Here is a 25,539-nt window from a genome sequence, read left to right as displayed (position 1 = left end):
CGACCTCCGGCGCCAAAGGCCCCTTGGGCACACCGCAGTTGAGCCTCCACCCGGGCCCGACCCGCCCGCCCCGGCCGGGCCCCTCCCCGGCCCCGAAGACGACGAAGGGCGTCCTCCCCTCAGGGGAGAACGCCCAGGTCGGACAGCATTCGATCGGGTGGGGCACCAGGGGCTCGAACCCTGAACCTACGGATTAAAAGTCCGCAGCTCTGCCAATTGAGCTAGTACCCCGCGGCCCTTGGTCCCGGTGGTGCCTGGTGGGAGGGCCAGGGCGATCCTACCCGGTGGGGCCCCGGGCTCCGCCAGTGGATTGCGCGGGCGCGCCGGGGGTGTGCAGCGGCCCTTGAGGCGGGGTGTAGTGGGCGGCGCGGACGCGGCGGAGCCAGGCCTCGGCGGGGCGGGGGTCGGGAGCGGCCGGGAGGACGCCGGGACCGGCCAGCCGGTCGGCGGCGTCGGCCAGCAGGGATTCGGCGACGGCGGGGCGGTCGGCGATGCGTTCGCCGAGGTCGCGGATCCGTTCCGGGTCGGGCAGCCGGATCAGGTTGTGGCCGGTTTCGTGCAGGCGGACGGCCTGCTCGACCAGCCGGACCAGGTGCCGGGCGTGCTTGGCGGCCCGGCGGCGGGTGGCCGGGTCGGTGGTGTCGCGGGTCAGCAGCTTGCGGAACTGCTGGTCGGCGTACCCGAGGTAGGCCTTCCGCACGGCGGGGGCGCTGAGGAAGGCCGCCCGGATGCCGATCAGCTCCTCGCCGAGCGGAGTGCGGGTCTCGTACAGATGGTCCGGCAGCCAGACGAGTTCGGATGCGGTCGGGTTGCAGGTCAGCGCGAGCCGGCACCACTTGGCGGCCTCGTGCAGGGTGAGGTCGGGCCGGGTGCTGACGTGCGACTCGGCCGGGCGGTGCAGGCCGTGCAACTCCTCGGTGGGGGTGGCGAACAGGCCCAGCCGGTCGAGGTCGGAGCCGGCGTGGGCGAAGCCGTACGCGGTGGAGCCGACGATGCCGGAGAGCAGGACGGTGCCCGGAGTCTCCGCTGGGGACAGGGCTGCGGGCACGGGCGGTCTCCTCCCGGGAGGCGTACGGACGGGCTGCGGACAGGCTGCGGACAGGTACGGGGCATCTTCTCCGGAACAGGCCGCGCCGGGCGAGCGAATTCCGGTCCGGGGCCCGCCCGGCCGCCGATACTGGCCGCATGGAGCACGATCCCCACGTGGAAGCGGTGGCAGCCGTCGGCGTCGAGAAGCTGCGGGCCTGGTGGTCGCACCGGCAGTGGCTGGACCGCCCGCACAGCGGCGCGTCCGCCGCCGAGGTGCTGGCCGCCACCGGCTGGGCCCGCTCGGTGGGCGGCGCGGCGCCGTACCTGGGCCTGTTCGCCCGGGCCGGGATCCGCCGGGCGGCGGTGGACGCGGCGGTGGCCCGGCTCGAGGTGCACGAGCTACCGGCCGCGCGGGGCTGTACGTACGTGCTGCCGGCCGCCGACTTCGCGCTCGGCCTGGCCGCCGGCGCGGCCGCGCCGGCGGGTGAACTGGTCGCGGCGGAGAAGCACCTGGGGGTCGGCCGGGACGAGGTGGAGAAGCTCTGCCTGGCCATCGAGCGCGTCGTGTCCCCGGACGAGCCGCTGGACCCGACCACGATCCGGGAGTCGGTCGGCGACGCGGTCCGCCCGCTCGGCGACGCGGGCCGGAAGCGCGGCGTCGCCACCACCCTGCCGCTCGCCCTCGGGCTGATGCAGTCGCGCGGCCGGCTCCGCCGGGTGCCCGTCAACGGCCGTCTGGACCAGCAGCGTTACGGCTACGTCGGCTGGGACCAGCCGGTCGCGGGGGACGCCGTCGACCTCGCCCGCCGCTACTTCGCCTGGGCAGGCCCGGCCACCCTCAAGCACTTCCGCTGGTTCTCCGGCTTCACCGCCGCCACCGCCCGCCGGGCCGTCGCCGAGGCGGGCGTGGTGCCGCTCACACCCGGCTCGGAGCTCCTGTTGCCACCCGAACTCGCCGAGGAGTTCGCCGAGTTCAGGGCACCCCGCACACCGCACTACACCCTGCTGGCCGGCATCGACGGCATCCACCTGCTGCACCGCGAGCTGTCCCGACTGCTCGACCCCGCCGACGCCGCCCGCCCGCTGCCCGCCGGCCGGGCCGGCCGCGCCTTCGGCACCGAGGCCGACCCGCAGACCCACGTCGTGCTCGACCGCGGCCGGATCGTCGGGCTCTGGGAGTACGACACCGAGCGGGCCGAGATCGTCCTGCTGCCCTTCGTCCCGCTCGACGACGCCCTGCGCGAGGCGGTGGCGCGCACCGAGGCGTTCGTCCGCGAGGAGCTCGGCGACGCCCGGGGTTTCAGCCTCGACTCGCCGAAGAGCCGGGCGCCGAAGATCGCGGCGCTGCGGGCGGCGGCGGGCGCGGCGGGCGTGGCCCGCCCAACGGCCGGGTAGCGTACGGATCATGTCGACCACCACCACCGACGGCGTCCTGCTCGTCACCGGCGCCGGCCGCGGCATCGGCGCCGCCACCGCCCTGCTGGCCGCCCGCCGCGGCTACCGGGTCTGCGTCAACTACCGTACGGACGAGGCCTCGGCGGCCGCCGTGGTGGACGCCGTCCGGGCCGAGGGCGGCACCGCCCTCGCCGTCCGCGCCGACGTCAGCCGGACCGCCGAGGTGGAGCGGCTGTTCGCCACCGTGGACGCCGAACTCGGGCCGCTCACCGGCCTGGTGAACAACGCGGGCACACTGGAGAAGCAGTGCCGGCTGGAGGAGATCGACGAGGACCGGCTGAACCGGATCTGGGCCTCCAACATCACCGGCCCGTTCCTGTGCGCGGCCCAGGCCGTCCGTCGGATGTCCACCCGGTACGGCGGGCGCGGTGGCGCCATCGTCAACGTCTCCTCGGCCGCCTCCCGGATCGGCTCGCCAAACGAGTACGTCGACTACGCGGCCGCCAAGGGCGCGGTGGACTCGATGACCCGCGGCCTCGCGCTGGAGGTCGCCGCCGAGGGGATCCGGGTCAACGCGGTGCGGCCCGGGCTGATCCACACCGACATCCACGCGCTCGGCGGCGAGCCCGGGCGGGTCGACCGGGTCGCCCCGAACCTGCCGATGCGGCGCGGCGGGCAGCCGGAGGAGGTCGCCGAGGCGATCCTCTTCCTGCTCTCCCCGGCCGCCTCGTACACCACGGGGGCCTTCCTGGAGGTCTCGGGCGGCCGCTGACCGCCGTTCCCGGGCGGCTGACGATCCCCGAGGGCCGTTCCCGGGCGGGTCGGGGACCGATTTCGGACAGCGTCGACCCGCTACCGAACGGCCCCCTCCGGTTTCCTTCCGCACGTCTGCCCCCGCCCGTACGGTGGGGGCCATGACCGACGCCTTCATCGACATCCCCGGTGTGCGCAACTTCCGTGACGCGGGCGGCATCGGCGCCCTCCGCCGGGGCGTGCTCTACCGCTCCGGCTCCTTCCACGCGCTCACCGAGGAGGGCGCCCGGCGGCTCAAGGCCCTCGGTCTGCGGACGGTGATCGACCTGCGCAGCGCGTTCGAGCTGGAGATCTGGCCGGACCAGCGGCACGGCCTCGACCACGAGGCGTTCAACCTGCCGACCCTGCCCGCCGACCGCGGCGGCGTCGACCGGCCCTGGCCGGAGGACCAGGCCGCCCTCTACCCCTTCATGGCCGAGACGGCCGGGCCCTCACTCGCCGCCGTCATGCGCCGCCTCGCCGCACCGGATTCGCTGGCCGTCGTGGTCCACTGCGCCGTCGGCAAGGACCGCACCGGCCTCACCATCGCCGTCCTGCAGTCCCTGCTGGGCGCCTCCGAGGCCGACATCACCGCCGACTTCCTGCTCTCCAACCTCGGCCTCGGCCTGGACAAGGGCCCCGTCCCGTACGTCGACGAGACCGGCGCCGAACGCCTCTCCCGGCCGGTCGGCGCCGAGCTCCTCGCCTCCTCCCTCGCCTGGATCCGCACCCACCACGGCACGATCCCCGCCTACCTGCGCCACCACGGCGCCACCGAGGCCGAACTGGACGCCGTCCGCGCCCACCTCTCGGCCTGAGCGGCGGCCGGGCCCACCGCTACCCCCGGCGCTCGAAGCGCCACCACTGGGTCGGCTCGTCGAGGTCCTCCCACTGGTGGACGACACCGTCCGGGCTCTCCGGCGCGGTCAGCGGCTTGCCGCTGATGAAGCTGGTGACGGTGTACGTCCCGGGGGCGTCCACGTGGGCTTCCAGCAGCCATTCCTGGGCGCCGAAGGCGTTGGCGCCCCACTGCTGGACGGGGACGCCGTTGTCCGGGGAGGCGCCGGTGACGTCGAGGCGCTTGCCGCTGGCGGCGTTCTCGACGTGGAAGAGCGCGCCGCCCGGGTGGACGGCGGTGAGGTGCCAGAGCTGGGCGTCGGTGCCGTCGTCCGCGCCCAGGACGATCCGGGCGCCGCTGCGCCGGGAGGCGTCGGCGACCTGCAGCAGCAGGCCGCTGCCGACGTTGCGGAGGAGGTAGCTGCCGTCGGTGATCGCGGAGTCGGTCGCGCTGTCTGTCACGGTCGAAGTCTGCCACCGGGCACCGACAGGCCTCGTGGCCGAAGTGGCCGCGCGGCGGGCGTTTCGACCGGACCGGCTCCGCCGCCTATGCTGCGGCGAATGTCCACCGAGCAGATACCGTCGCACCGTCAGCAGCCCGCGTTCCTCGACGCCGTGGCCGAACTGGAGGCGGTGGTCGCCGCCGGGGACGACGAGCGTTTCGGCTCCACCCTCGGCCTGGTCGGCGGCCTGTTCGGCTCGGCCGACCCGGAGGAGCGGGCGGCGGCCGGCCCCCGGCTGGCCGCGCTCCTGCCGGACGCCCCGCCGTTCCCCCGTTCCCACCTGGCGATGGTGGTGGGTGCCTGCGTCGAGTACGGCGCCGACCCGGTCGCCTGTGCCGGCCCGGTGCTGGCCGGCCTGCGCGGGGCGCTGACCGGGGTGGAGCTGCTGGTGCGGCGCTGGGCCGAGACCGGCGGCGGCCCGCTGCCGGACCCGGAGGAGGACGATCCGGCCGCGGCCCACGAGCGGATCGCCGACCCGGCGCTGCTGGACGAGTGGCACGCGCACCTGGCCGTGGTCGGCTGGTGGACGCTGCACCTGTGGCAGCAGGCGTCCTGGGCGGTCTACTCGCACGCCCCGGTCCGGGCCGAGGCCCACGCCTCGGGGGTGACCGAGGCGCTCGTGGAACTGTTCGGCCGGTACGGGGGCGAGCAGCACGACCTCAGGGGCCTGGGCCACCTGGCGCTGATGCTGGACGACGAGCCGCTGCTGGTGCTCGACCGTCCGACCGGCACCGGCTACCTGCTGCGGATGAGCGGCCTGAGCGACACTTTCCAGCTGCACACCCTGCTCGCCGATGTGCTGATCGGCGGCGGCCACCTGCCCGGCGCCCCGCAGGACCCGGAGGTGGCGGCGCTGGCCCGGACGGCCTTCCTGGACGGCCGCCGGGTGACCGCGACCGGCGCCTTCAACCTGGTCGCCCCGGACGGCTCCTGGCTCTGGAACGAGGGCACCCCGAGCGACATCCCGGTGCTGGACGGCCTGCGCACCCTGGTGCTGGAGCCGCTTCCGTACGAGCGCAGCTGGTCGGCCGGGCGGTTCATCCAGGAGGTCCCGGGCGACCTGCGGCTGGAGCGGGTGCTCGACCCGGCGGAGGCGGCGCACAAGCTGGCCCGTACGGTCCCGGGGCAGTCCCCCGCGGAGGCCTTCCGGTAGCGGGCGTACCGACGAGCCGCAGGCCCCGGAGGTTCGCCGGCCCGGTCGGGTTAGGGTCGGAATCCGACACAGCCCCGAGGAGTGGAGTCGACGATGGCGAAGGTCCCGAACGTGCTCGCGGCCGCCGCGCCCGCCGCGCTGACCGCGGCGAGCGGTCTGGTCGGTGGTTACGGCGTCGCCCGCTGGACCGGCCGGCGCGAACTGGGCGGCGCGGTGCTGGCGGTGGCCGGCGCCGGGGCGGCCGCGCAGTGGCGCCGGAGCTCGGGCCCGGGCGCCGCGGCGGCGCTGACCGGCCTGTACGTGTCGGCCTTCGGCGGCTCGCACCCGCTGGCGAAGAAGATCGGCGCCTGGCCGTCCGTCTTCGCCGTCACCGGTGTGGTCGTGGCGGCCTCCACGGCCGCGACGGCGCTGTCCGCCCGCAAGCGGTAGCCGGCCCGCGGTAGCCGGCCCGCGGTAACCGGCGGCCCGCGGTAACCGGCGGCCCGCCGAACGGGACGGCCCGCCGCTCCCGCTACTGCTCCCCCTTGCCGAACCGGGCCTCGAAGGCGGCCCGGTTCGCCGAGACCGGCGAGCGGTCCCAGACCGCGAACACCACCCGCTCGAAGGCCGCCCCGTACCGGGCCAGCGCGGCCTCGAAGGCCTCGGCGACCTGGGCCGGGTCGTTGCCGAACACCCCGCAGCCCCAGGCGCCGAGCACCAGCGCGCGCACCTCGTGCCGGGCCGCCGCCGCGAGCACCCGGACGGCCCGCTCGGCGAGCACGCCCCGCACGTCCGTACCGGGCGAACGCCGTTCCAGCTGCCCGGCGTTGGGCGCGGGCGAGGTCAGGAAGGTGACCGGGTACGGCTGCGCCAGCAGGTCCCCGCGCCGGTCCCGGATCACCGGCACGTCGGGCGAGACGATCACCCGGTGGCTGTACCGGAGGTCGGTGGAGGCCCGGTGCGCCTCGTAGTAGTCCGGCGCCTCCAGCAGGCAGCTGTACAGCAGCGCGCTGCGGCACACGTCCTCCTCCTGGGCGCGGGTCCCGCGCAGGTACCCGCCGCCGGGGTTTCGCGCGGAGGCGAAGTTCAGCACCCCGACCGGGCCGCCCCCGGCCTCGACCAGCCGCCGGGCGGCCTCGATGCTCCCCTCGGCCGTCACCTCGACGCTGCCGCGCGCCCCCGGGCCCGGCTCGCCCGCCGCCACCAGCGCGTCCAGCGCCTGCGGCGTGTACGACACCGTGCCGGCCTGCGCCGCCGTCAACTGCTTCCCCACCCGCACGGGTTCGCCGCCGGCCGTCCGGTAGTCCCCCCGCTCGGCGATCTCCTCGTTCACCCGTGCCACGTCCTGCAGTCTGCTGCTCATGCTCCGGACGCTACGGGACTACCGCGTCCACGCGCCACAGGTTATTCTCACTTCCAGAACAACACCTCGGGGGGAGCATGACGAGGTGTCGGGGGGTATCGGGGGAACGCGAAGGGCCCGCTCCGGGGGACGGAGCGGGCCCTTCGTACGTTCAGCCGGGCGGGCGGTCGACTACCGCCCGTACGACGTCAGTTCTTCCAGCGCGGCTTGCGGTCGTCGCGGTTGAAACCGCCGCGGTCGGCGCCACGGTCGCGGTCGCCGAAGCCACCACGGTCACGGTTGAAGCCACCGCGGTCGGCCTGCGGACGGCCGCCGGAGCGGTGGTCGTCGCGGCGGGCGAACGGACGGCTGCTGCTGCTGCCGCCACGCTCGTCACGGCCGAAGGCCGGACGGTCACCGAAGGAACGGGCCGGACGGTCACCGAAGGAACGGCCGCCGCGGTCGTCGCCACGGTCGCGGTTGAAGCCGCCGCGGTCGCCACCGCGGTCACGGTCGCCGAAGCCACCGGAGCGACGGTCGTCGCGGTCGCGGCCGCCGAAGCCGCCACGCTCGCCACCACGGTCACGGTTGAAGCCACCGCGGTCGCCACCACGGTCACGGTCGCCGAAGCCACCGGAGCGACGGTCGTCACGGCCACCGAAGCCACCGGAGCGACGGTCGTCGCCACGGTCGCGGTTGAAGCCGCCGCGGTCGCCGCCACGGTCACGGTCGCCGAAGCCACCGGAGCGACGGTCGTCACGGTCGCGGCCGCCGAAGCCGCCACGCTCGCCACCACGGTCACGGTTGAAGCCACCGGAGCGACGGTCGTCGCCACGGTCACGGTCCCGGTCGCGGTCACGACCGAAGGCCGGACGCTCGCTGCGCGCCTCGCGGTACGCCGGGGCGCGGTCCTCGGTCTTCGGCGCGGAGGCGCGGTCCTCGGCCTTCGGCGCGGAAGCGGGGGCCTCGGCGGCGGCCGGAGCGGCAGCGGCCTCGGTCGGCTCGCCGGTCTCGTCGGCGGCCGGCTCCTCGTCCTCGATGCCCAGGTCGGCCCGCTCGCGCGCCGCACGGGCGGCCAGGCGGTCGGCCTCCTCGCGCAGCTCGGTGGCGCGACGCTGCGCGCGCTCCAGCTGGCGGGTCATGTCGGCGATCTCGCGCTCGGCGGCACCGGCGATGTTGGCGGCGCTCTCCGCCTGGACCTCGGTCAGCGAACGGGCGCCGGTGATCCGGGCGACCTCCGCGTCGAAGGCGTGGTCCAGGATGTGGCGGCTGGCGTCGACGCCCGCGTCCTCCATCAGGCGGAAGATGCCGCGACGCTGGTGCGGCAGCACCAGGGTGACGACGGCGCCGGAGCGGCCGGCCCGCGCGGTGCGGCCGGAGCGGTGCAGGTAGTCCTTGTGGTCGCCGGCCGGGTCCACGTTCAGGACCAGGTCGATGCCGTCGACGTGGATGCCGCGGGCGGCGACGTCGGTGGCGACGACGACGTTGACGTAGCCGTCCTTGAAGTCGCCGAGGACACGGGTACGGGCGCCCTGGGTCATGCCGCCGTGCAGCGCGTCGGCCTTCACCCCGGCCTCGATCAGCTGCTCGGCGACCCGGTCGGCGCCCATCTGGGTGCGGACGAAGATGATCGTGCGGCCCTTGCGGGCGGCGATCGCGTTGGTGATCGGCGCCTTGTCCTTGGGCTTCACCACGAGGATGTGGTGGGTCATGGTCGTGACGGCGCCGGCCGAGGGGTCGACCTCGTGGGTGACCGGGTTCTTCAGGTAGCGCTTGACCAGGGTGTCGATCTCGTTCTCCAGGGTGGCGGAGAACAGCAGGCGCTGGCCGCCGGCCGGCACCTGGTCGAGGATCTCGGTGACCTCGGGCAGGAAGCCCATGTCCGCCATCTGGTCGGCCTCGTCGAGCACGACGGTCTGGACGTCGGCGAGCTTGGCACTGCCGCGGTTCAGCAGGTCCCGCAGGCGGCCCGGGGTGGCGACCAGGACGTCGACGCCGCGCTCCAGCGCGTAGATCTGGTTCGACATCGAGGTACCGCCGCAGACGACCTTGAGCTTGAGGCCGAGCACCGAGCCGAACGGCTCCAGGGCGTCGGCCACCTGCATGGCGAGCTCGCGGGTCGGGACCAGGATCAGGCCGCGCGGGTGCTTGGGCTTGGTGCGCTCGCCGTCGGCGAGGCGGGTCAGCAGCGGCAGGCCGAAGCTGAGGGTCTTGCCGGAGCCGGTACGACCACGGCCCAGCACGTCCTTGCCGGCCAGGGCGTCCGGGATGGTCGCGGCCTGGATCGGGAACGGGGTGGTGACGCCGCGCTTGGCGAGGGCGCGCACGACGTCGTCGTGCAGGCCCAGGTCGCCGAAGGTGAGGGTCGGCTCGGCGGCCGCCTCCTCGGTGGCCTCCACGGCCTCGGCGATCACCTCGTCCGCGGCGGTGTCGATGGTGTCGATGGTGTCGGTGACATCGGCGGCGGCCTCGTTCGCGGGCATGGCGAAGCGGGCGTCGTCAACGAGAGACATGCAAAACCTTCCGGAAGTGGCACGCGCCAAAGTCCGGGGTTCTGTTTCACAACCGCCTCTATGCGGTCAGCCACGGATCGCCGGAACGCGCCAAGGGCGCCAGATGAATTAGGGCGCCAGTCAAATGAATCAAACGAACGATCTACCACCATAGAGGACCCGGGGGGGCGGAGGCAAATGCCCTGGTTGATCCCCCAGTGCCCACCCCCGGCGCCCACCGCTAGTGCCCGGCGGCGCGCGGGCTCGGCGCCGGGGAACCGGAGCTGCCCGACGAGGGTTCCGGGCCCGGCGGGACGGTCGCGGCGGGCGAGGTGTGCTCGGGCTCGGGGGTGCTCGACGGGCGGCTGCTCGGGGTGGCCGAGGGGGAGCCCGCCGAACCGCCGGAGCGGGGCTCGCCGGTGCCGCCCGTCCCGCCGGAGCCCGTCGTGCCGCCGGAGCCGGTCGACGCGCCGCCGCCGGGGTGCGGCGCCGGGCTGGTGTCCACCGCGCCCGCCGAACCACCACCGGGCGCACCCGCCGGAGCCCCCGGCACCGGGACCACTCCGGTCACCGTGCCACTCGCCCCGGGCGCCACCTCGCCCGGCGTCGAAGCCGTGGCCCCGCCCGGCGCGTTCTCGGCCTGCGGGCCCCCCGGCCGCTCCGGGCGCCCCGACACACCGCCCGGGTGCCCGGCCCCCGGCGAGGCCGACGGCCCGCCCGTCGCCCCCGGCCGGGCCGCAGCACCGGCCTGCCCGACCGGCGCCACCCCGCCGTGCTTCTCCTCCGCCGCCGGGCCCACCGACATGCACCCGGTCAGCCCCATTCCGGCCACCGTCAGCACCGCCGCCGCCCGCACCGCCCGTGAGCGCAGCACCGCCGTGTTCCGCACCCGCACCGCCCGCACCGCCCGCGCCGCTCGCACTGCCCGAACCGCTCGTCCTGCCCGAACCGCCCGCACCGAAGCCACCGAGGTCCCTCTCTACCGCCCCACCCGGGCCGCCCACTCACGCGCGGCCGCTTTCGGTGCCCAACGCGCGCCCGGCCCGGCGGGACACGGGCAGGGCGGCAGTTCGCCCCCGGTCTCCCGCCGAGGGCGCCGCCTCAGCCCCGGAGTTTCAGCCCCGGAGCATCCGCCCCGAAGCCTCAGCCCCGAAACCTCAGCCCCAGAGCGCCGAGGCCAGCTCCGCCCCGGCGTACACCGCGGCCAGCCCGGCCACCACGCTGCCGGCCACGTTCGCCAGCGCGAACCGCCCGGCACCGGTCTCGGCCAGCCGCAGCGTCTCGTACGAGAAGGTCGAATACGTGGTCAGCGCACCGCACAGGCCCGTCCCCAGCAGCAGCTGGACCCGCGAGGACGCCGCACCCGCCGCCACCGCGCCGGTCACCGTCCCGAGGATCAGGCAGCCGACCACGTTCACCGTGAAGGTCCCCCACGGAAACACCGAGTCGTGCCGGGACTGCACCGCCCGGTCGGTCAGATACCGCATCGGCGCGCCGACCACCGCGCCCGCCACCACCAGCAGCCAGTTCACCCCGCCGACTCCCCCCGACCCGAACCCTCGCCCGACCCCCGGTCCGAACCCTCGCCCGAGCCGCCACCCGCGCCGTCACCCGAACGCCCGTCCGGGCCGCGCCCGGTGTAGGTCACGACCTCGCACCGGTCCAGCAGCACCAGGCCCTCCGCCACCAGTCCGTCCAGCTGCGGCAGGAACGCCCGCACCCGCTCCTCCTCGTCCACGATCACCACCGCCACCGGCAGGTCCTCGCTCAGCGACAGCAGCCGCGTGGTGTGCACCAGCGACGACGCCCCGAACCCCTCGATCCCCCGGAACACGCTCGCCCCGGCCAGCCCGGCCGCCCGCGCCCGGTGCACGATCTCGCTGTACAGCGGGCGGTGGTGCCACCGGTCGCTCTCGCCGACCAGCACCGTCAGCCGCAGCGCCGGCCCGCCCAGCCGGGTCACCGCGCGCCCCCGCCGGTCGCGGCGCCGCCCCGCACGGCTCCGCGGCGCACCGCGCGGTGGATCAGACGCCGGGTCAGCCCGGCCGCCGCCCACACCGCGACCAGCGCGCCCAGCAGCGTCAGCCCCAGGTACGCCAACCCCGGCCCGAGCCGGCCCGCCTCCAGCAGCCGCCGGACGTCCACCGCGTACGTCGAGAAGGTGGTGAACCCGCCCAGCACTCCGGTGCCGAAGAACGGCCGCACCAGCGGATGCGCCTGGCGCCCCTCGGTGATCACCACCAGGAACACCCCGATCACCGCGCAGCCGACCACGTTGACCAGCAGCGTCGTCCACGGGAAGGCCGTCGGCCCGGTCTGCCAGCCGAGCCCCGCCGCGTACCGGGCCACCGCCCCGATCGCCCCGCCGGCCGCGACCGCCGCCACGGCGGGCCCCTGCCCGCGCAACACCGGCGGCCGGTTCGGCACCCGGGCCGCGACCGGCGGCGGCGTCCGGGGCGGACCGTCCACCGTGCCGTCCAACGCGCCCTCCGAGGTCGTCATAGCCCCATCAAACACCGGCCTCCGCCACCTGGCACACCGTCACCCCAGACCCGACAATGATCCGGTGGAGATGACCCGGGAAGAGTTCGAGACGCTGGTCAGCGATGCGCTCGACCAGATCCCCCCGCAGCTCGCGGCCATGATGGACAACGTCGCGATCTTCGTCGAGGACGAACCCGACCCGAGCGACCCCGAACTCCTCGGCCTCTACGAAGGCACCCCGCTCACCGAACGCGGTGAGTGGTACGCCGGCGTCCTGCCCGACCGCATCCTGATCTACCGCGGCCCCACCCTCCGCCACTGCGAGACCCGCGAGCAGGTGGTCGAGGAGGTCCGCACCACCGTGATCCACGAGGTCGCCCACCACTTCGGTTTCGACGACCACGAACTCGACGAGCTCGGCTGGTCCTGACCCCCTCCGCAGCCCCGCCCCGCCCCCGCTCCACCGGCCGGCCGAAACCCGTTTTGGCGTTCCGCCCGACATCCCATATGCTTCTCGACGTCCCCGAACGCTGGAAACAGCGGGACAGGCCGCAAGCCCTCATCGTCTAGTGGCCCAGGACGCCGCCCTTTCAAGGCGGTAGCACGGGTTCGAATCCCGTTGGGGGCACGCAGTACCGTAGTAAAGTGCAGTGCCGCAAGACCTTAGTGGTTCGCCACTACCAGGTCCCGTGGAGCAGTTGGTTAGCTCGCCACCCTGTCAAGGTGGAGGTCGCGGGTTCAAGTCCCGTCGGGATCGCTCGTCTCGCAAGAGACGGTGCAGTACGGCCAGGTAGCTCAGTTGGTACGAGCGTCCGCCTGAAAAGCGGAAGGTCGCCGGTTCGACCCCGGCCCTGGCCACAAACGCCTGAACAGGCAAAACGGCCCCGGAGAGATCACTCTCCGGGGCCGTTCTCATGTCCCGTACGCCAACCGGTACGCCAACGGCTCAGCCGAGCTTGTCACTCAGCGACCCGAGGGCCTTCCGCTGCTCGTCCAGGGACGCGTGGGCGTAGACCTTCATCGTCACGCCGATATCGCTGTGCCCGGCGATCTGTCGGACGATGTGCGGCGGGACACCGAGGTCCAGCAGCAGGGTCACGCAGGTGTGGCGGAGGTCGTGGAACCGGAGCGAGAGCCCGAGCCGATCCCGGAGCGGGTACCAGCTCCGCCGGAGGTTGTCCGGCTCGATCGGCGTCCCGATCCGACTGGTGAACACGAGACCGGTGTCCTTCCACCGCTCGCCGGCCGCCACCCGCTCCTGAGCCTGCCGCTCGCGGTGGGCCCGCAGAGCCGCCAGAACGAGCGGCGGGAGCGGGAGCGTCCGCAGTGAGGACGCCGTTTTGGTCGGGCCGATCTGGAGGGCGCCGTCCACCCGCTGGAGGTTGCTGGACACGATGAGCGTCCCGCGCTCCAGGTCCACCGCCGCCCAGTGCAGGCCCAGCAGCTCCCCGCGCCGCAGACCCATGGCGAGGGCGAGGACGTAGAGGGCGTGCAGGCGGTCCGTGCTGGCCGCCTTCAGGAGCAGACGGGCCTGCGGGACGGTGAGGCCCTTCCCGGTGCCGTAGTCGGGTGTGGGGACCTGCACCAGCTTGGCGACGTTCCTCAGGATCAGCTCCTCCCGGACGGCGTTCTCCAGAGCGTTCCGCAGGACGGAGTGGATCGACTGCACCATGCGGCGGGACAGCTTGGTCTCGCAGCACTCCCCCGCGGCACAGCACTCCGGCTTCGGCCGGGCCGCGTCCCACTCGTTTTTGCAGCACTGGCACGCGGTCGCGACACTGGCCAGCCACTTCCGGACGTCGGCGGCCCGGAGGGTCCGGATCTTCTTGGTGCCGAGCCCGGGAATCAGGTGCACTCGAACGACGCTTTCGTACCCCTGGTAGGTCTTCGGCCGGCGGTTCACCTTCACCACGGTGGCCAGCCAGTACGTCAGGTACTCCTCCATCTTGGCGTTGGTGTCGGGCGTCGGGATTCCCTGGTTGTTCTGAGCCTGAAGCTCCGTCATCTTGTCGCGTACCTCGTCACGGGTCTTGCCGTACACGGAGATGCGCTTGACCTTCCCGGACGTCGTGGTCACGTAGACACGGCCGTGGTAGAGGTCGCGGTTCGTCATGCGGGTGATGCTGCCGTCGCCGTTGGCGCGCTTGGCCATTAGAGGCTCCTGCTCTGGGTGCGGATGTAGGTGGTGAGGTCGTCGGCGGCCACGCGGCGGGCGCGGCCGATGGTGAAGCTCGGCAGGGCGCCGGAGCGGAAGAGGTCATAGACCTTGCTGCGGCCGAGCCGGAGCGCGGCCATGACTTCGGGGACGGTGAGCGCTTCGGCGGGCGGGCTGGCCAAGGTCTCCTCCGGGGCGGGTGGGCTGTCGTCTGCCCTGTCGCCTCACCTGTCGTGTGGCCTGTCTGTCACCTGTCACCTGTCGCCTGTCTGTCGCCTGTAAGGCGCAGGTCAAAGGGGGGTTTCGGGGCTGTGGGGCCCGTTTTGGGGTGGGGACGACAGGTGACAGGCGACAGGTGACAGGTGGGTCGGGCGGGCGGTGGTCGGGCCGATCAGGCGGTTGCGGTGGGTAGTGGCGTCAGGGGTGTCAGGGCGGGTGTCAGAGGCGTCAGGACCGTCAGAGCGGGCCTTCGGGTGGTCGGTCGGGGGTGTCAGGCGCGTCAGAAACGGCGCCGGAGGGGGTGTCAGGACCGTCAGCGCGGGGTGTCAGGACCGTCAGCGCGGGGTGTCAGGACCGTCAGCGCGGGGTGTCAGGAGCGTCAGAAGGGGTGTCAGACGGGGGTTCCTCGCGCGCGCGTGCGCGTTACCCGGGGATCTGGGCGTCAGGGGCGTCAGACGGTTTCTGACACCCGGGGCCTGACGGTCGCGGTGCCGGGCCTTCGTGACGCTGGGTGGTGGTCGGGAGCCTTTCGCGCGTACGCGTGCACGCGTACGTTGGGGCCCCGGATTCACGGAGCGGCGTGATGAAAGTGAGCGCGGAGCGTGAGCGCCCGGGGCGGTCCCCATCTCCCCCCACCCACCCCCCACCCGGCCGGGAGGCCGCTTTCGGGCCCTGAGCGGGTGGGGGAGGGCTTGGGAGGTGGGTGGGGGGTGGGTGGGGGGAGATCCGGGCGACGGTGCCCGGTGACTCCTAGCGGGGGCTGGAGGGGTGCGGGGCCCGGTTCGGGCGGGCGGCGGGGTTCGGCCGGCGGGGGCGCTAGGTGCTAGGCGGCTGGTCACTGCCGGTTTTGCTCGCTAGCGGGGTCGCTAGGTCTAGCGAGGGGCGATGCTAGGCCGGGCGGCCGTCCGAGGGCGGCCGGGGCTTGGTGGGGAGCGGGCGCGGGGCGTCGTGGTGGCCGGTGGGGTGTCCAGTTTTCTGGACGGCCGGGCGGGGCGGGCGGCGGGCGTGCGAGGCATCGCGGGGCTCCGTTCTGCGGGGTGCCAGAGGCTTCAAGATCAGGTGCCAGCGGGGGTGACAGGCGGTGCCTGTCGCTCTCGCGGGCGCGTTACCTGGGGAAATCGGGCCCGGGTGCGAGTCACTGACTGGCGCCTGTCACCTGACGGTCGGTCCGGCCGGAGGGCCCCGGGGCGGCGGAGGTTGTCCCCGGGGGTGGTCCGGAAAGGCCGGAAAGGCTGGAAAGGGGTCTGAGCTGGGGTTTTGCGTGGCGGAAAGTGGTCCGGAATGGTCCAGAAAGGGTCCGGGAGGTTCGGGGTCGGGGGATCGCGGACGACCTTCCGGACCATTCCGGACCACTTTCCGCCAGGCGTTTGCGCTGGTCAGAGGGCTTTCCGGCCTTTCCGGCCTTTCCGGACCGCCTGTCAGTCGGGAGGGGCGTAGATGTAGACGGTCTGGTGGCGTCCGCCGGTGGAGAGCTGCGCGGCGGCGAACCCGGGCAACTGGCACAGCCGGGCGGTGACGTCGGCGCGCTGGGTGGCGTTGAGCCGCTTCAGGAGCACCTGCACCTGGCTCTGCGTCATTCCGCCCGCCCCGGCGGTCTTCACCGCGTGGACGAGCTTGTCCAGGTGCGGGTCGCCGGTGCTGGCGGCGGCGGTGGGGCCGAGGATGTGTGCGGCGCTGGCGCGGGCGTACCGGACGAGGGCCCAGGCGGCGCGCAGGTGGGCCTCTTTGATGTGGTCGGTGTGGTCGAGGAGGGCGTAGACCATGGCGGTGCGCTTGGCGTAGGGGGCGGCGCGGGCGGTGAACTCCGCGATCGGCCCTTCGTCGGCCTCGTCCCCGCACAGGGCCGGGTAGACCTCCTCACGCCAGAGCTGGGCGGCCTGCTCGTCGAGGCGGACCTCCCCGACGCGGCGGGCGTCGGTGAGGACGGTCTTCCAGGCGGTGGCGAGGTTGTCGATCAGCTCGTCGGGGGCGCCTTGGCCGTCCGGGTCGAGGAGGTTGCGGTGGACGAAGACCGGCAGGAAGCGGTTGTAGGTGCCTCCGGCCATCTCGGCGTCCTGCATCTTCGCCCGCAGCTCACGCGGCGAGATGTGGCCGATGACCGCGATGTGCGGGGCGGTGGCGTGCAGCGCGTCGCGGTTCATGACGCCGAGGTCTTCGCCGTTCCACGCCTGGCGCAGGATGCCGCTCAGGGACGAGCCCTCGCGCCGTCCCCGCGCCATGGTGACGCCGTACTCCGACTCGACCACCCACAGGCGCTTGTCGAGGACGCCGGGGTCCTTGTCGCCGTCGCCGTCGCGCACCATCTCGATCAGCCCCTCGCCGGAGGACAGGCCGGAGCGCATGTTGCAGGCGATGAAGTCCGGCACGGCGGCCTTGAACAGCCGCTTGGCGGTGTTGGTGCCCGCACCCTTGCGACCGGCGGCGGTGGCGCCGACCGTCAGCGCCCAGATCAGGGCGGGGTGGCGGTCGTTGCCGATCCACATGAACGGCCCCGGGCCGATCGCGGCCCCGCCGGCGGACAGGAGGTTCACCAGCACGCCGACCGGGTCGGCCTCGGTGGTCGGGTCGAGGTCGCGCACGGTGTCCCCGACCCAGCCGCAGAACACCTCCGGGTCGGGCACCGGGCCCGGCCGCGAGGGTCGGTCGATCCCGGGCGCGGGGTCGTACATCGGGTTCGGGCGGGTCTGTGGTCGGCCGAACGCGTCGGTGGCGAGGTGGAGTTCGACGGGCATCAGGCGCTCTCCGCAAGGCTGTTGGTGTCGGGCAGGTCGGCCTGGCGGCCGTCCGGGAGCCGGTGGCGGTGCCATCCGGGCTGTCCGGGGATCGCGACCGGCGGCCAGGCGGAAGAGGCCACCACGGGCCGTTGGGCGGCTTCGGCGGCGCGGGTGCGGCGTTCGGCCAGTTCCAGCGCGGTCGGGTGGTTGGACCAGGCCCGCACCGTGCGCACGAGGTCTTTCCAGGCGGATTCGTCCTGGGCCACCCATTCGGCGCGGGCCTGCTCGCCCAGCACCAGGTCCGTGCGCAGTCCGGCGTGGATGAACTCCGGGACGTGCTCGGCCTGCTGGCGCCAGGCTTCGGCGGCGGTGATGAGCGCGGCTTCGCGGCGCGGGTCGCCCTCGGGGAGGGCGGCGAAGGCGGGGGAGCCGTAGTCGGGGATGCCGACCGGCTGTCCCCACCGGTCGAACACCACGGCGGGCCTGACCCTCTTAAGAGCCAGCAGGAAGCGACCGGCGGCCCACCGGGCGGTGGCACGGTGCGCGTCCCGCACCGGAGCGGGCAGGGTGATCGGGTCGGGCATCGGCGCCGCTTCAACCGCGTCCGGGTCCGCTTCAACCACACGGGCGGGCGTTTCAGGGGCACCGGCGGCGGGGGTGTTCACCGGGCGCTCACCGGTGCTCACGACGCGGCGTTCACCGCTCACGGGCGGGCCCGTTTCAGGTCCACCGGGCACCGCTTCAACCACACGGGCGGACGTTTCAGGGGCGGGGTGAACGGGGCGGTGAACATCCGGCTGAACGGCGCTCACGGCCGATCGGTCGGCGCTCACGGCGGCGCCCGTTTCAGGCCCGGGGACGGCCGTTTCAGCGGCGGCGACCCGGATTTCAGGTCGAGGTGGTGGAGGTTCCTGGGGGCGGGAGTCGGCCCCGTTGAGGCTGGTCACAGCTACTCCTCAAGAGTCGGGAGTCGGGCTGGGAGTCGGGGCGTTCACCGGTGAACGGCCGGGAGGTTCACCGGTGAACGGGTCGGCTGTCGGTCGGGTCGTGACCGCTGGTCAGAAGGCGACCGATGCTTGGGGGTAAAAGGCGGGAAGCGCTTCCCGGGAACCGGGAACGGTCGGCGGGTAGCGCCGGGAACGCTTCCGTGAGCGGCGGTGAACACTCGGGTGTTCACCGCTTCGCGGGCGGGCCTGAAAGTCGGCCGACCGGGGTTGAAACGGGCGCCGCCGGACGGTCGGGTGAGCGGCTGGTGAGCGCCCGTGAGCGTCGGTGAGCGCTCACCCGGAGTCGGGTCGCTCAGACCGCGCAGTGGTCGGCCGGGAGCACACCGGCCGGGACGCTCACCCACCCACGGGCGGCGCCCTCCCGGGCGGCGAACGGCTCGTCCGACGCGACGCCGAACACCCGGGTCACGGCGTGGCCCAGGGCCCGCACGTAGGCCGGGGCCGGGTGCGGACGGCGGCCGGTGTAGTAGTCCATCGCCAGGTGGGCGTGGTCCGTGATCGCCGTGTGGGCGGAGCTGCCCAGCTCGTACCGGACGGTCTCCATGACGGCCGCGTCGTCGGCGGCCTCCTCCTCGCCCAGCTCGCAGACGTTGAAGACCAGCAGGCCCAGGAGTTCCGCGAACGACGGGCTCAGCGTGAGCTGGATCGCCACGCGCGGCGCCGTCTCGGACGGGTCCTTCTCCCCGAACATGTCCACGCCGGCCAGGAGGGCACCGGTGGAAACTCGCTGGCTGGTGAGCATTGCAGGCATGATGGAACTCCCCTCAGTGGGGCCTGAAGCGGCGTACGGACTTGGCGGTTTGAGCGCCGCTTCAGGCATTTCCGCAGGTCAGAGCAGGCCAAAGAAGGCCCTTGCCGTCTGCGACCTTCCGTCGTCGCTTCCGACACCCACAACATAGACAACCTGCCTAGGCAGGTCAAGAGAGCTGGGTCTCTCGCGTCTGTTGGGCACCTGCCCTAGCATTGGCGCATGGCCCTAGACCCGGATGACTCGCGCCCCCCGTATCAGCAGGTCAGCAGCTCTCTGCGGGCCTCGATCCTCACCAAGAAACCCGGCTTCGAGACCGGCGACAAACTTCCTTCCGGCCCCGAGCTGGCGAAGCACTTCGGCGTGGCGCGCGGCACCGTCGACAAGGCGCTGGACCTGCTCCGGACCGAGGGACTGATCGTGACCCGCCAGGGAAGCGGCTCGTTCGTCCGGGAGCGCACCTCTCGGCCGGTCGGGCTCCGGCCCCACCTCGAAGCGGCCTTCGAGCAGCAGCAGGTGACTCTGGACTTCGCCGGCTTCTCCAGCGAGACGCTGCACAACGCGCTACAGGAGCCGCTGGACAAGGTCCGGTCCGGTCGGCTCACCCCGGAGTCCATCACCGTGCGCCTGCTGCTGCCGGACACCACACAGCCGATGGCCGTCCCCGTGCTGGTCGACGGACTCAAGGACGAGGTGGCGCTTCGCGAGCGGGCCCGGAACATCGCGCTGACCAACGCCGGGGGCATCGCCCACTCAGTCGAGGTGCTGGCAGAGCTGGGGCTGGTCCAGTCGGCGAGTGTTCAGGTCAGGGTGCACCGGGCATCCAGCCTGTTCAAGCTGTACATCCTGAACCGTTCGGAAGCCTTCTTCGGCTTCTATCCGCTGCGTGAGCGGACCATCGCGGTGGACGGCACGGACCACACGTTCTACGACGTGACGGGTAAGGACACCACCCTGTTCCACCACGCCGCCGGCCCGGATGACGCCTCGCTCGGATCGCAGTACGTCCAGCAGGCCCAGATGTGGTTCGACAGCGTGTGGAGCACGATCGCCTACGAGCGGCAGCCATGACGACCACGCTTCAGCAGCTCGCCGATGTGCTCCGGCCGGTGAAGCACGTATTGCTCGACTTCGACGGCCCGGTGTGCTCGGTCTTCGCTGGTTTCCCCGCCCCAGACGTCGCGCGGCGACTCCGTGAGGGCTGGCTCGCCACCGGCGCGCAGGCCCCGGCCGCGGCCGAGGACGAGAGCGACCCTCTCGCCCTGCTCCGGCTGATCTCCGATGCCCAGCCAGACCTCACAGAGAGCACGGACGCCGCGCTGACCGCTCTGGAGACCGAAGCTGTCCAGGTTGGTCGGCCGACCCCGGGCGGAGAATCGGTTCTGCACGCCTGTGCCCGCTCCGGTCGGCTGGTCTCGATCGTCAGCAACAACGCGGGCGTGGCCATCGAGACATACCTCTCCGAGCACGGTCTCGACGGGTACGTGGCGGGCGTCTTCGGGCGCGCCCCGAGCGACCCCTCCTCCATGAAGCCAAACCCGCGCCTCCTGCTCGAAGCTATGGAAGCCGCAGGCACCGGACCGGAGCACTGCATCTTCATCGGCGATGCGGCCCGGGATGTTGAGGCTGGGACAGCGGCAGGTGTCTCTACGATCGGCTATGCCAACAAGCCCGGCAAGGCGACCAAGCTAGCTGGCGCTGGAGCCGTCGCGATCGTGGAGTCGATGCAACTCATCGCAGATACCCTGTTCCCGCCTCTCCCGCTGAAGGTCATGGAACACTGACTTCTCATGGATTCGTCGCTATGGCTGTCGCTTGTCGGCGTGTTTGGAACCTTGTCCGGCAGTGCTCTCACCGGCGCATTGACAGCCCGAAACGAGAGACGAAAGAACGAAGCTCTGTCCCGGCAGCAGGAGCTGGAGCTTGAGGCGCGGGCGCAAACGCATCGTCGTGAACTGGTAGCTGAGCATCACAAGTGGCGCCGCGAGCACAGGCAGGCTGCCTACACAGCTTTCATCGTCGCGATTCAAGAGGTGCACTGGGCCCACCGGCAGATCCGACCTGTAGCTGAGCGGAGCGTCAGCACCCTTGAGACGGCTGTCCAAAGGTTCGAAGCAGTGAACGAGAAGCAAGACGCCGCTGCCATTGCGCTGGCAGCAGTACGGCTAGAGGGCCCTGAGCAGGTGGGAAACCTGGCAAATGGCATGCTCGCCACACTGACACGCATCACCGCTACGTGCCATGAAACCTTCAACGACCCGACCATGGAAATGGACGAATTGCTCCGCCCGCTCATCACACAGAGCTCCCGGGAGGAAAGCGAGTTCCTCCGGGCGGCTCAGATGGCACTGGACCTGCTTGAAAACTGACTCCCGACCATCACTGCAGCAACAACCTGGCGTACTCCAACCCGTACGCCAACAGCAACGCACGATGCCGGACGGCGTAACACAGTCGAGGACTCTCTCCCCGGACTAAACGACCACAGCTGGCGGTCTCACGCGGCCTGAAAAGCGGAAGGTCGCCGGTTCGACCCCGGCCCTGGCCACATAGCCTGACCAGGCACGATGCCCTCGAAGCAGATCGCTTCGGGGGCATTTTCGTGTTGTTTGACGCCAACGGCGCAGCGGACGGTCACTCCCCTCACCAGCCCAGTGAGTACGTGACGTACTTGACGTACTTCCACCGGAGGGCGACCCTGGCCCTCGGACGAGGAGGCTTCCCATGACAGCGGTCCACTATGAGAGCTATACCGAAGCCCGAGCACATCTGAAGGACCTGCTGGACGCGGCGGGGCAAGGCCGGGTCGCGACCGTTCGCCGAGACACCGGGTACGCGGCCGTGGTCGACGCGGGGCGGCTGCGCCACGCTCTCACTCTGCTGTGCCCTTCCAAGGCCGAGGTGGTCGCCGAGGGCGGCGGCTGGTCGGTGTTCTTCCCCGGCCTGCCGGTCGCCGCGGACGGCGGCACATTCGATGAGGCCATCGACGAGATGGTCGACGCGCTGCGCGAGTATGCGGAGGACTGGCAGGACCGTCTCCTGAACGCGCCGAATCACCGCGGCAATTGGGGCCTGGTCCAGCTCATCGGCCTCAGCGACGACACCCAGCTCCGCGACTGGCTACTCGGAGCCGCGAAGTGACCTGGCCTCAGCCGACACGCGAACGACACGAGCAGTTCTGCAAGATCGAAGGCTGGGGCCGCGTACGGGACGCCCGTGGCCGCGCCGGCACCCATCACGTGACCTACGAACTCGGGCTTGCCGCCGGGCGCGTCCTGCGCACCCGAGTGTCTCATCCGGTGGACCGCACCGCGTACGGCGCCGGTATGTGGGCACACATCCTCCGCGACCAGTTGGATGTGACGGAGGACGTGTTCTGGCCCTGTGTCCTGGAAGGCACGCCTCCCGGTCGAGGCGCGCCTGAGCCACCACGCGAGACACTTCCCGCAGATCTGGTCCACCTGCTGATCAGCCGCGCCGGACTCACCGAGGACCAGGTCGCCGAGCTGGACAAGGCCCAGGCGATCGCGCGACTCCAGCAGTTCTGGACCGAGGGCCACTGACACACTGCCCTCGCTGCCGGTTCAACGCGCCCGGCGTGCCGAGCTCCCACCTCGGGTCTGGGAGCTCCGAAGCGACTTCACCGCCACGGCACGACGCACATCGCCCTGCCCGAGGGCTTCGGGCGATCCCCTGGTCAGCGGTCGGCCAGCAGCGCGCTCGCCAGCGCCGATGCGGTGCTCGGCCCCTTGCCGTGGCGCGGTCGTGCTGCGGACAGTGACGGCATGCGCTTGGGACCGCGTTCCTGGCGGGCCCTCTCGATGACCGTAGTCCCGGTCTCCGCCTCCAGCACGGGGGCGTAGCCGGCGGCACGAAGCGCAGTAAGGGTCGCTTCCGGCTCGGCCGTGCTGATCAGCACGGTCGGTGCGATCCGGCGCAAACCGAGCTTGGAGAGCACACGGGCCGCGGCGAGCTCCGACACCAGTGCCTCGTCGTCGGAGCGGATGCAGCAGGCGGAGCGCACCACTCGCATCCGGCCGTGGGTCCGCGCGGTGTCCTTGATCAGGTACTCCAGGGGCTGCGGAAGCGGCCGCCCGCCCGCGGAGACGTCGGCCAGCCGAGCCAGCAGGTCGGCGGCGTCCAGTCCGGAGTCCAGCGCCCGGCGGACCGCCGCCGGGGTGATCCGCCACACCACGGCATGGCCCTCCGACTCCCGGTCCGCACAGGCGGCCAGCAGGTCGGTCAGCTCTGGTGCGGCAGCTCCGGCGACCACGGCCGTAAGGTCCGCCTGGAACCGGGCAGTGGTCTGCGGCGCGGGCAGCAGCGCGTCCAGGGCAGTGGACAACTGCCGGACCGCCTCGTCCAGAGCAGGACGGTCGTGCAGCGCCGGCCCCGCGCCAGGAACGGCGGGGAAGTGGCGGTGCGCCCCCGCCCTCAGGAGCCCGAGCACGGCGTGCCCGAGCGGGGTCAGCGCTCCGTGGGCGACGACCCCGAGCAGCTCCGCCTCGGCCAGGGTCGCCTCGACCCGCTCAGCCTCCCACGGCCCTTGGGCGAGGGCGGTCGGGCGGAACCAGGCCGCCGTGGCGCTGAGGCCGGCGAGAGCGGTCGCCCGCGCGCGGGCGGACTTGCCGGTGGGGACTCCGCGCCCGGCCGGGAGGGTGGCCAGAGCCTCCAGCACGGCATGGCGCAGATCGACGGCCTCGCCGTCCTCCGGCGTGACCAGCGCGACCGGGGTGTCGTTCTCGTCCGGCCAGTGGCTGAATACCTCGGGCACCACCGCCCAGGTGGCGACGAGCGGCAGCAGCCGTTGAGCCGGTGGGGCCGCCAACCACTCGTCGTACCGCTCGGTGGGCAGCATCCGGGCAGGTGGCGGGGATTCCGGCCGACGCGCGCGGCCCCGTCCTCTTGCCGGGGCCTCCGGTTCCGCGGCGCAAGGGGTGATCAGGTCCGCGTTGTTCGCCAGGTCGAGCCACAGCCGGGCCCGTTCCTCCGACATGCCGACCGCCTTCGCCAGCCGACGGGTGTCCCGGACTGCGATTCCGCCCGCCTTACGCACGGCGAGTGGCTGCGCGGCAACCTGACGAAGCATCAGCTCGACCCGGGAGGCCGCCTCGGCCAAGGCCGCCTGCGCCTGGCTCTCGACTGCACCACCTGGGATCTCCACCGTGCCCTCGACCGGGGGCGGGGCAGACTGGTAGCTCGGCGCGCGATCGTGGTCGCGCAACGCGTCGGCCACCTCGCGCGGCAGTTCCGCCAGGTCCTCATCCACCGGAAGGACCAGGCCGCGGGCGGCCAGCCAGTCCGTGCCGGGATCTCCCGAGCCGCCTTCCCGGAAGGTGAACTTGCCTCCGGAGCCCGGGTAGAAGCCGCCGTACCGGGAGACGAAGCAGTGCGTACGCAGCAGTGGCGGGCCCGGGACCAGTTTGTCTAGCAGGTCCAAGGCCGCGGGCGGCGCCTCGGCGGCCATGGCGCGCACGCGCTTCGCGTCCCTGAGCACGTCCACGATCTGCCGCTGCGCCTCGTCCCGAGTCCGCGCCTTCGCGAGCCCCAGCCCCTGCGCGATGCGGTGGATCTCCGGAGCGTTGAAGGCCTCGGTGAGCAGTTGTTCGGCGGGCCGGCCGTAACCGTCGCCTTCACCCGCCTGGCGGTGGACCAGGATCGGAACAATGACCCTGCTTCCGGACGAGGGCAGTACCAGCGCCCGCTCGGTCAGCCGGGACAGCGCGGCCCCGGCCGCAGACCGGCCCCCGCCGTCGAGTTGCAGGAATCGGAAGAGCTGGTCCCGGGGCACGGACCGGTCGGCCGGGTCGACCGCAGGCGCGTCGAGCCGTGGTGAACGGCCGCCGTAGCCCATGAACAGGTGATGAGCGGGCGGGAGGGCCGGTAGCGGACCGTGCAACCGTTCGGCCAGGGTCGCCACAGCGACCAGCAGTTGAAGATCCCCGAGGTTGATCTCGCTCAGCCCCAGGGCCGTCGAGGCATCCGTCAGCAGGTGGCCGGCCAGGTCGGTCAGGCTCGCCACCCTTGCCGCGTAGGGCAGTTCGCGCTGCTCCAGCAGTTCGGTCAGCTGCGAAGGAGTACGGTCGGCCAGCCAGATCGCGAGACTTCGTGCTGCTTTCACCGCGCCAAGCGTAGTGAATCGCCAGCGGGGATGGGGCCAGAGGTTTGAACCAGGGACCTTCCACCGTCGCTTGACGCCGACGCGAACCGAAGTGGGCTAGGGCATCCGTTGACGCCCTCTCCCCCGGCCTTCGGCCGGGAGGTACCCCGAGGTGCCCCCGGCGGACGGTGGTCCCTCGGCGAAGTGCCTGGCGTCAACCACGGAGAGCCCGGTGGTCGAGTCGGCGCAGCAGGCCGGGCAGGTGCCGGTACTCCTCGCGGAGCCATCCTCGTCTTTGACTCAACGCTGCCAACCCCGCTTCACGCCGCGTCGGCGCGCCGACGCGGCACGAAGCGCATCGTCGTCCTTCCGTCCAGCGGGGCCAGCTGGATGTCGAGGTCCGCCTCCAGCGCTTCGGCGAGCCGTGCCAGGAGGGGGAGGGTGGGGGTGGTTTCCCCCAGTTCCACGCGGGAGATGCCGGGCTGCGTCATGCCGGCCCGCCGGGCGAGTTCGGCCTGGGAGATTCCCAGTTGCCTTCGTCTCTCGCGTAGAGCGGCCGACAGCTGCTGCCCGTAGTCCATGGCTTCCCC

At 72.6% G+C, this 25,539-nt stretch carries 26 protein-coding genes and 4 tRNA genes; 14 read left to right on the top strand and 16 right to left on the bottom strand.

Going from position 1 to position 25,539, the window contains the following annotated elements:
- Positions 1-158 precede the first annotated feature (158 nt).
- Positions 159-231 (bottom strand) — tRNA-Lys (locus tag ACZ51D_RS09045).
- A gap of 46 nt (positions 232-277) precedes the next feature.
- A complete protein-coding gene (locus ACZ51D_RS09040; RefSeq protein ID WP_465615745.1) occupies positions 278-1,048 on the bottom strand; it encodes a nucleotidyltransferase domain-containing protein in 771 nt (256 codons plus the stop codon).
- A gap of 137 nt (positions 1,049-1,185) precedes the next feature.
- Between ACZ51D_RS09040 and ACZ51D_RS09035 the strand changes: the two genes are divergently transcribed.
- From ACZ51D_RS09035 to ACZ51D_RS09025, 3 genes are all read left to right on the top strand, one after another.
- Positions 1,186-2,424: a DNA glycosylase AlkZ-like family protein gene (locus tag ACZ51D_RS09035; RefSeq protein WP_465661721.1), complete on the top strand. Its 1,239-nt coding sequence runs from the start codon at positions 1,186-1,188 to the stop codon at positions 2,422-2,424.
- A gap of 10 nt (positions 2,425-2,434) precedes the next feature.
- Positions 2,435-3,196 carry an SDR family oxidoreductase gene (locus ACZ51D_RS09030; protein ID WP_360497858.1) on the top strand — a complete coding sequence of 254 codons (762 nt, stop codon included), beginning with the start codon at positions 2,435-2,437 and terminating at the stop codon, positions 3,194-3,196.
- A 142-nt stretch (positions 3,197-3,338) separates the two neighbouring features.
- A complete protein-coding gene (locus tag ACZ51D_RS09025; RefSeq protein WP_465661719.1) occupies positions 3,339-4,034 on the top strand; it encodes a tyrosine-protein phosphatase in 696 nt (231 codons plus the stop codon).
- A 19-nt stretch (positions 4,035-4,053) separates the two neighbouring features.
- Here ACZ51D_RS09025 and ACZ51D_RS09020 read toward each other — a convergent pair whose 3' ends face one another.
- Positions 4,054-4,515 carry an RICIN domain-containing protein gene (locus tag ACZ51D_RS09020; protein ID WP_465615739.1) on the bottom strand — a complete coding sequence of 154 codons (462 nt, stop codon included), beginning with the start codon at positions 4,513-4,515 and terminating at the stop codon, positions 4,054-4,056.
- 99 nt (positions 4,516-4,614) lie between these two features.
- Here ACZ51D_RS09020 and ACZ51D_RS09015 point away from each other — a divergent pair, with 99 nt between their 5' ends.
- Positions 4,615-5,709 (top strand): hypothetical protein, encoded by a 1,095-nt coding sequence (locus tag ACZ51D_RS09015; protein ID WP_465615737.1) that lies wholly within the window; start codon positions 4,615-4,617, stop codon positions 5,707-5,709.
- A 93-nt stretch (positions 5,710-5,802) separates the two neighbouring features.
- A complete protein-coding gene (locus ACZ51D_RS09010; protein ID WP_465661718.1) occupies positions 5,803-6,138 on the top strand; it encodes a hypothetical protein in 336 nt (111 codons plus the stop codon).
- 82 nt (positions 6,139-6,220) lie between these two features.
- Here ACZ51D_RS09010 and ACZ51D_RS09005 read toward each other — a convergent pair whose 3' ends face one another.
- The 6 genes from ACZ51D_RS09005 to crcB (ACZ51D_RS08980) form a co-directional block, all read right to left on the bottom strand.
- Positions 6,221-7,051 carry a TIGR02452 family protein gene (locus ACZ51D_RS09005; protein ID WP_465661716.1) on the bottom strand — a complete coding sequence of 277 codons (831 nt, stop codon included), beginning with the start codon at positions 7,049-7,051 and terminating at the stop codon, positions 6,221-6,223.
- Between the two features lie 188 nt (positions 7,052-7,239).
- On the bottom strand, positions 7,240-9,543 hold the full coding sequence (locus ACZ51D_RS09000) for a DEAD/DEAH box helicase (RefSeq protein WP_360497870.1): 2,304 nt from the start codon (positions 9,541-9,543) through the stop codon (positions 7,240-7,242).
- Positions 9,544-9,763: 220 nt separating this feature from the next.
- Positions 9,764-10,444: a hypothetical protein gene (locus ACZ51D_RS08995; protein WP_465661714.1), complete on the bottom strand. Its 681-nt coding sequence runs from the start codon at positions 10,442-10,444 to the stop codon at positions 9,764-9,766.
- Between the two features lie 235 nt (positions 10,445-10,679).
- Positions 10,680-11,054 (bottom strand): fluoride efflux transporter CrcB, encoded by a 375-nt coding sequence (gene crcB, locus ACZ51D_RS08990; RefSeq protein WP_465661712.1) that lies wholly within the window; start codon positions 11,052-11,054, stop codon positions 10,680-10,682.
- Complete coding sequence (locus ACZ51D_RS08985; protein ID WP_465615730.1) at positions 11,051-11,485, bottom strand: DUF190 domain-containing protein; 435 nt, start codon at positions 11,483-11,485, stop codon at positions 11,051-11,053. Before ACZ51D_RS08985 ends, crcB (ACZ51D_RS08990) begins: the two co-directional genes overlap by 4 nt.
- Positions 11,482-12,024: a fluoride efflux transporter CrcB gene (gene crcB, locus ACZ51D_RS08980; protein WP_465615728.1), complete on the bottom strand. Its 543-nt coding sequence runs from the start codon at positions 12,022-12,024 to the stop codon at positions 11,482-11,484. The genes ACZ51D_RS08985 and crcB (ACZ51D_RS08980) overlap by 4 nt, the downstream gene beginning before the upstream one ends.
- Positions 12,025-12,094: 70 nt before the next feature.
- On the opposite strand from crcB (ACZ51D_RS08980), the gene ACZ51D_RS08975 reads away from it, so the two are divergent.
- The 4 genes from ACZ51D_RS08975 to ACZ51D_RS08960 all read left to right on the top strand — a co-directional run bounded on the left by ACZ51D_RS08975 (position 12,095) and on the right by ACZ51D_RS08960 (position 12,864).
- Complete coding sequence (locus ACZ51D_RS08975) at positions 12,095-12,436, top strand: metallopeptidase family protein (RefSeq protein ID WP_316523923.1); 342 nt, start codon at positions 12,095-12,097, stop codon at positions 12,434-12,436.
- 125 nt (positions 12,437-12,561) lie between these two features.
- Positions 12,562-12,634, top strand: a tRNA-Glu gene (locus ACZ51D_RS08970).
- Between the two features lie 55 nt (positions 12,635-12,689).
- Positions 12,690-12,763: transfer RNA gene (locus tag ACZ51D_RS08965), tRNA-Asp, on the top strand.
- A gap of 27 nt (positions 12,764-12,790) precedes the next feature.
- A tRNA-Phe gene (locus tag ACZ51D_RS08960) sits at positions 12,791-12,864 on the top strand.
- A gap of 88 nt (positions 12,865-12,952) precedes the next feature.
- On the opposite strand, the gene ACZ51D_RS08955 is transcribed toward ACZ51D_RS08960, so the two are convergent.
- The 5 genes from ACZ51D_RS08955 to ACZ51D_RS08935 all read right to left on the bottom strand — a co-directional run bounded on the left by ACZ51D_RS08955 (position 12,953) and on the right by ACZ51D_RS08935 (position 18,852).
- Entirely contained in the window at positions 12,953-14,158 is a 1,206-nt protein-coding gene (locus tag ACZ51D_RS08955; protein ID WP_465661710.1) for a site-specific integrase, read from the bottom strand.
- Positions 14,158-14,343: a helix-turn-helix domain-containing protein gene (locus ACZ51D_RS08950; RefSeq protein ID WP_465661708.1), complete on the bottom strand. Its 186-nt coding sequence runs from the start codon at positions 14,341-14,343 to the stop codon at positions 14,158-14,160. The genes ACZ51D_RS08955 and ACZ51D_RS08950 overlap by 1 nt, the downstream gene beginning before the upstream one ends.
- A 1,455-nt stretch (positions 14,344-15,798) precedes the next feature.
- A complete protein-coding gene (locus tag ACZ51D_RS08945) occupies positions 15,799-17,112 on the bottom strand; it encodes a DUF3987 domain-containing protein (protein ID WP_465661706.1) in 1,314 nt (437 codons plus the stop codon).
- The gene (locus tag ACZ51D_RS08940) at positions 17,112-17,678 is read right to left on the bottom strand and encodes a hypothetical protein (RefSeq protein WP_465661704.1); all 567 of its coding nucleotides are present in this window, start codon (positions 17,676-17,678) and stop codon (positions 17,112-17,114) included. Before ACZ51D_RS08940 ends, ACZ51D_RS08945 begins: the two co-directional genes overlap by 1 nt.
- Before the next feature lie 715 nt (positions 17,679-18,393).
- A complete protein-coding gene (locus tag ACZ51D_RS08935; RefSeq protein ID WP_465661703.1) occupies positions 18,394-18,852 on the bottom strand; it encodes a hypothetical protein in 459 nt (152 codons plus the stop codon).
- Positions 18,853-19,071: 219 nt separating this feature from the next.
- Between ACZ51D_RS08935 and ACZ51D_RS08930 the strand changes: the two genes are divergently transcribed.
- The 5 genes from ACZ51D_RS08930 to ACZ51D_RS08910 all read left to right on the top strand — a co-directional run bounded on the left by ACZ51D_RS08930 (position 19,072) and on the right by ACZ51D_RS08910 (position 22,412).
- A complete protein-coding gene (locus ACZ51D_RS08930; protein ID WP_465661701.1) occupies positions 19,072-19,920 on the top strand; it encodes a GntR family transcriptional regulator in 849 nt (282 codons plus the stop codon).
- Complete coding sequence (locus ACZ51D_RS08925) at positions 19,917-20,633, top strand: HAD family hydrolase (RefSeq protein ID WP_465661699.1); 717 nt, start codon at positions 19,917-19,919, stop codon at positions 20,631-20,633. The genes ACZ51D_RS08930 and ACZ51D_RS08925 overlap by 4 nt, the downstream gene beginning before the upstream one ends.
- A gap of 6 nt (positions 20,634-20,639) precedes the next feature.
- Positions 20,640-21,218, top strand: coding sequence for a hypothetical protein (locus ACZ51D_RS08920; RefSeq protein WP_465661697.1), 579 nt, complete (start codon positions 20,640-20,642; stop codon positions 21,216-21,218).
- A gap of 355 nt (positions 21,219-21,573) precedes the next feature.
- Entirely contained in the window at positions 21,574-21,990 is a 417-nt protein-coding gene (locus ACZ51D_RS08915; protein WP_465615727.1) for a prevent-host-death protein, read from the top strand.
- On the top strand, positions 21,987-22,412 hold the full coding sequence (locus ACZ51D_RS08910) for a cytotoxic translational repressor of toxin-antitoxin stability system (RefSeq protein WP_465615725.1): 426 nt from the start codon (positions 21,987-21,989) through the stop codon (positions 22,410-22,412). The genes ACZ51D_RS08915 and ACZ51D_RS08910 overlap by 4 nt, the downstream gene beginning before the upstream one ends.
- Positions 22,413-22,546: 134 nt before the next feature.
- On the opposite strand, the gene ACZ51D_RS08905 is transcribed toward ACZ51D_RS08910, so the two are convergent.
- Together ACZ51D_RS08905 and ACZ51D_RS08900 are read right to left on the bottom strand one after the other, a co-directional pair.
- Positions 22,547-24,970, bottom strand: a complete 2,424-nt coding sequence (locus tag ACZ51D_RS08905) for a helicase-associated domain-containing protein (protein WP_465661695.1) — start codon at positions 24,968-24,970, stop codon at positions 22,547-22,549.
- A gap of 299 nt (positions 24,971-25,269) precedes the next feature.
- Positions 25,270-25,530, bottom strand: a complete 261-nt coding sequence (locus ACZ51D_RS08900; protein ID WP_406113099.1) for a helix-turn-helix domain-containing protein — start codon at positions 25,528-25,530, stop codon at positions 25,270-25,272.
- Between the last annotated feature and the right edge of the window lie 9 nt (positions 25,531-25,539).

It is taken from the genome of Kitasatospora sp. NPDC033851 (assembly GCF_055576085.1).
Note: the sequence above shows the minus strand (reverse complement) of the source record. Positions and strands in the feature narration are given on the sequence as shown.

Excerpts from the sequence above, each read along its gene's own strand:
- ACZ51D_RS09035 (WP_465661721.1), top strand. The coding sequence starts at position 1,186 with ATGGAGCACGATCCCCACGTGGAAGCGGTGGCAGCCGTCGGCGTCGAG.
- ACZ51D_RS09030 (WP_360497858.1), top strand. The coding sequence starts at position 2,435 with ATGTCGACCACCACCACCGACGGCGTCCTGCTCGTCACCGGCGCCGGC.
- ACZ51D_RS09025 (WP_465661719.1), top strand. The coding sequence starts at position 3,339 with ATGACCGACGCCTTCATCGACATCCCCGGTGTGCGCAACTTCCGTGAC.
- ACZ51D_RS09015 (WP_465615737.1), top strand. The coding sequence starts at position 4,615 with ATGTCCACCGAGCAGATACCGTCGCACCGTCAGCAGCCCGCGTTCCTC.
- ACZ51D_RS09010 (WP_465661718.1), top strand. The coding sequence starts at position 5,803 with ATGGCGAAGGTCCCGAACGTGCTCGCGGCCGCCGCGCCCGCCGCGCTG.
- ACZ51D_RS09005 (WP_465661716.1), bottom strand. The coding sequence starts at position 7,051 with ATGAGCAGCAGACTGCAGGACGTGGCACGGGTGAACGAGGAGATCGCC.
- ACZ51D_RS09000 (WP_360497870.1), bottom strand. The coding sequence starts at position 9,543 with ATGTCTCTCGTTGACGACGCCCGCTTCGCCATGCCCGCGAACGAGGCC.
- crcB (WP_465615728.1), bottom strand. The coding sequence starts at position 12,024 with ATGACGACCTCGGAGGGCGCGTTGGACGGCACGGTGGACGGTCCGCCC.
- ACZ51D_RS08975 (WP_316523923.1), top strand. The coding sequence starts at position 12,095 with ATGACCCGGGAAGAGTTCGAGACGCTGGTCAGCGATGCGCTCGACCAG.
- ACZ51D_RS08955 (WP_465661710.1), bottom strand. The coding sequence starts at position 14,158 with ATGGCCAAGCGCGCCAACGGCGACGGCAGCATCACCCGCATGACGAAC.
- ACZ51D_RS08945 (WP_465661706.1), bottom strand. The coding sequence starts at position 17,112 with ATGCCCGTCGAACTCCACCTCGCCACCGACGCGTTCGGCCGACCACAG.
- ACZ51D_RS08940 (WP_465661704.1), bottom strand. The coding sequence starts at position 17,678 with ATGCCCGACCCGATCACCCTGCCCGCTCCGGTGCGGGACGCGCACCGT.
- ACZ51D_RS08935 (WP_465661703.1), bottom strand. The coding sequence starts at position 18,852 with ATGCCTGCAATGCTCACCAGCCAGCGAGTTTCCACCGGTGCCCTCCTG.
- ACZ51D_RS08930 (WP_465661701.1), top strand. The coding sequence starts at position 19,072 with ATGGCCCTAGACCCGGATGACTCGCGCCCCCCGTATCAGCAGGTCAGC.
- ACZ51D_RS08925 (WP_465661699.1), top strand. The coding sequence starts at position 19,917 with ATGACGACCACGCTTCAGCAGCTCGCCGATGTGCTCCGGCCGGTGAAG.
- ACZ51D_RS08920 (WP_465661697.1), top strand. The coding sequence starts at position 20,640 with ATGGATTCGTCGCTATGGCTGTCGCTTGTCGGCGTGTTTGGAACCTTG.
- ACZ51D_RS08915 (WP_465615727.1), top strand. The coding sequence starts at position 21,574 with ATGACAGCGGTCCACTATGAGAGCTATACCGAAGCCCGAGCACATCTG.
- ACZ51D_RS08900 (WP_406113099.1), bottom strand. The coding sequence starts at position 25,530 with ATGGACTACGGGCAGCAGCTGTCGGCCGCTCTACGCGAGAGACGAAGG.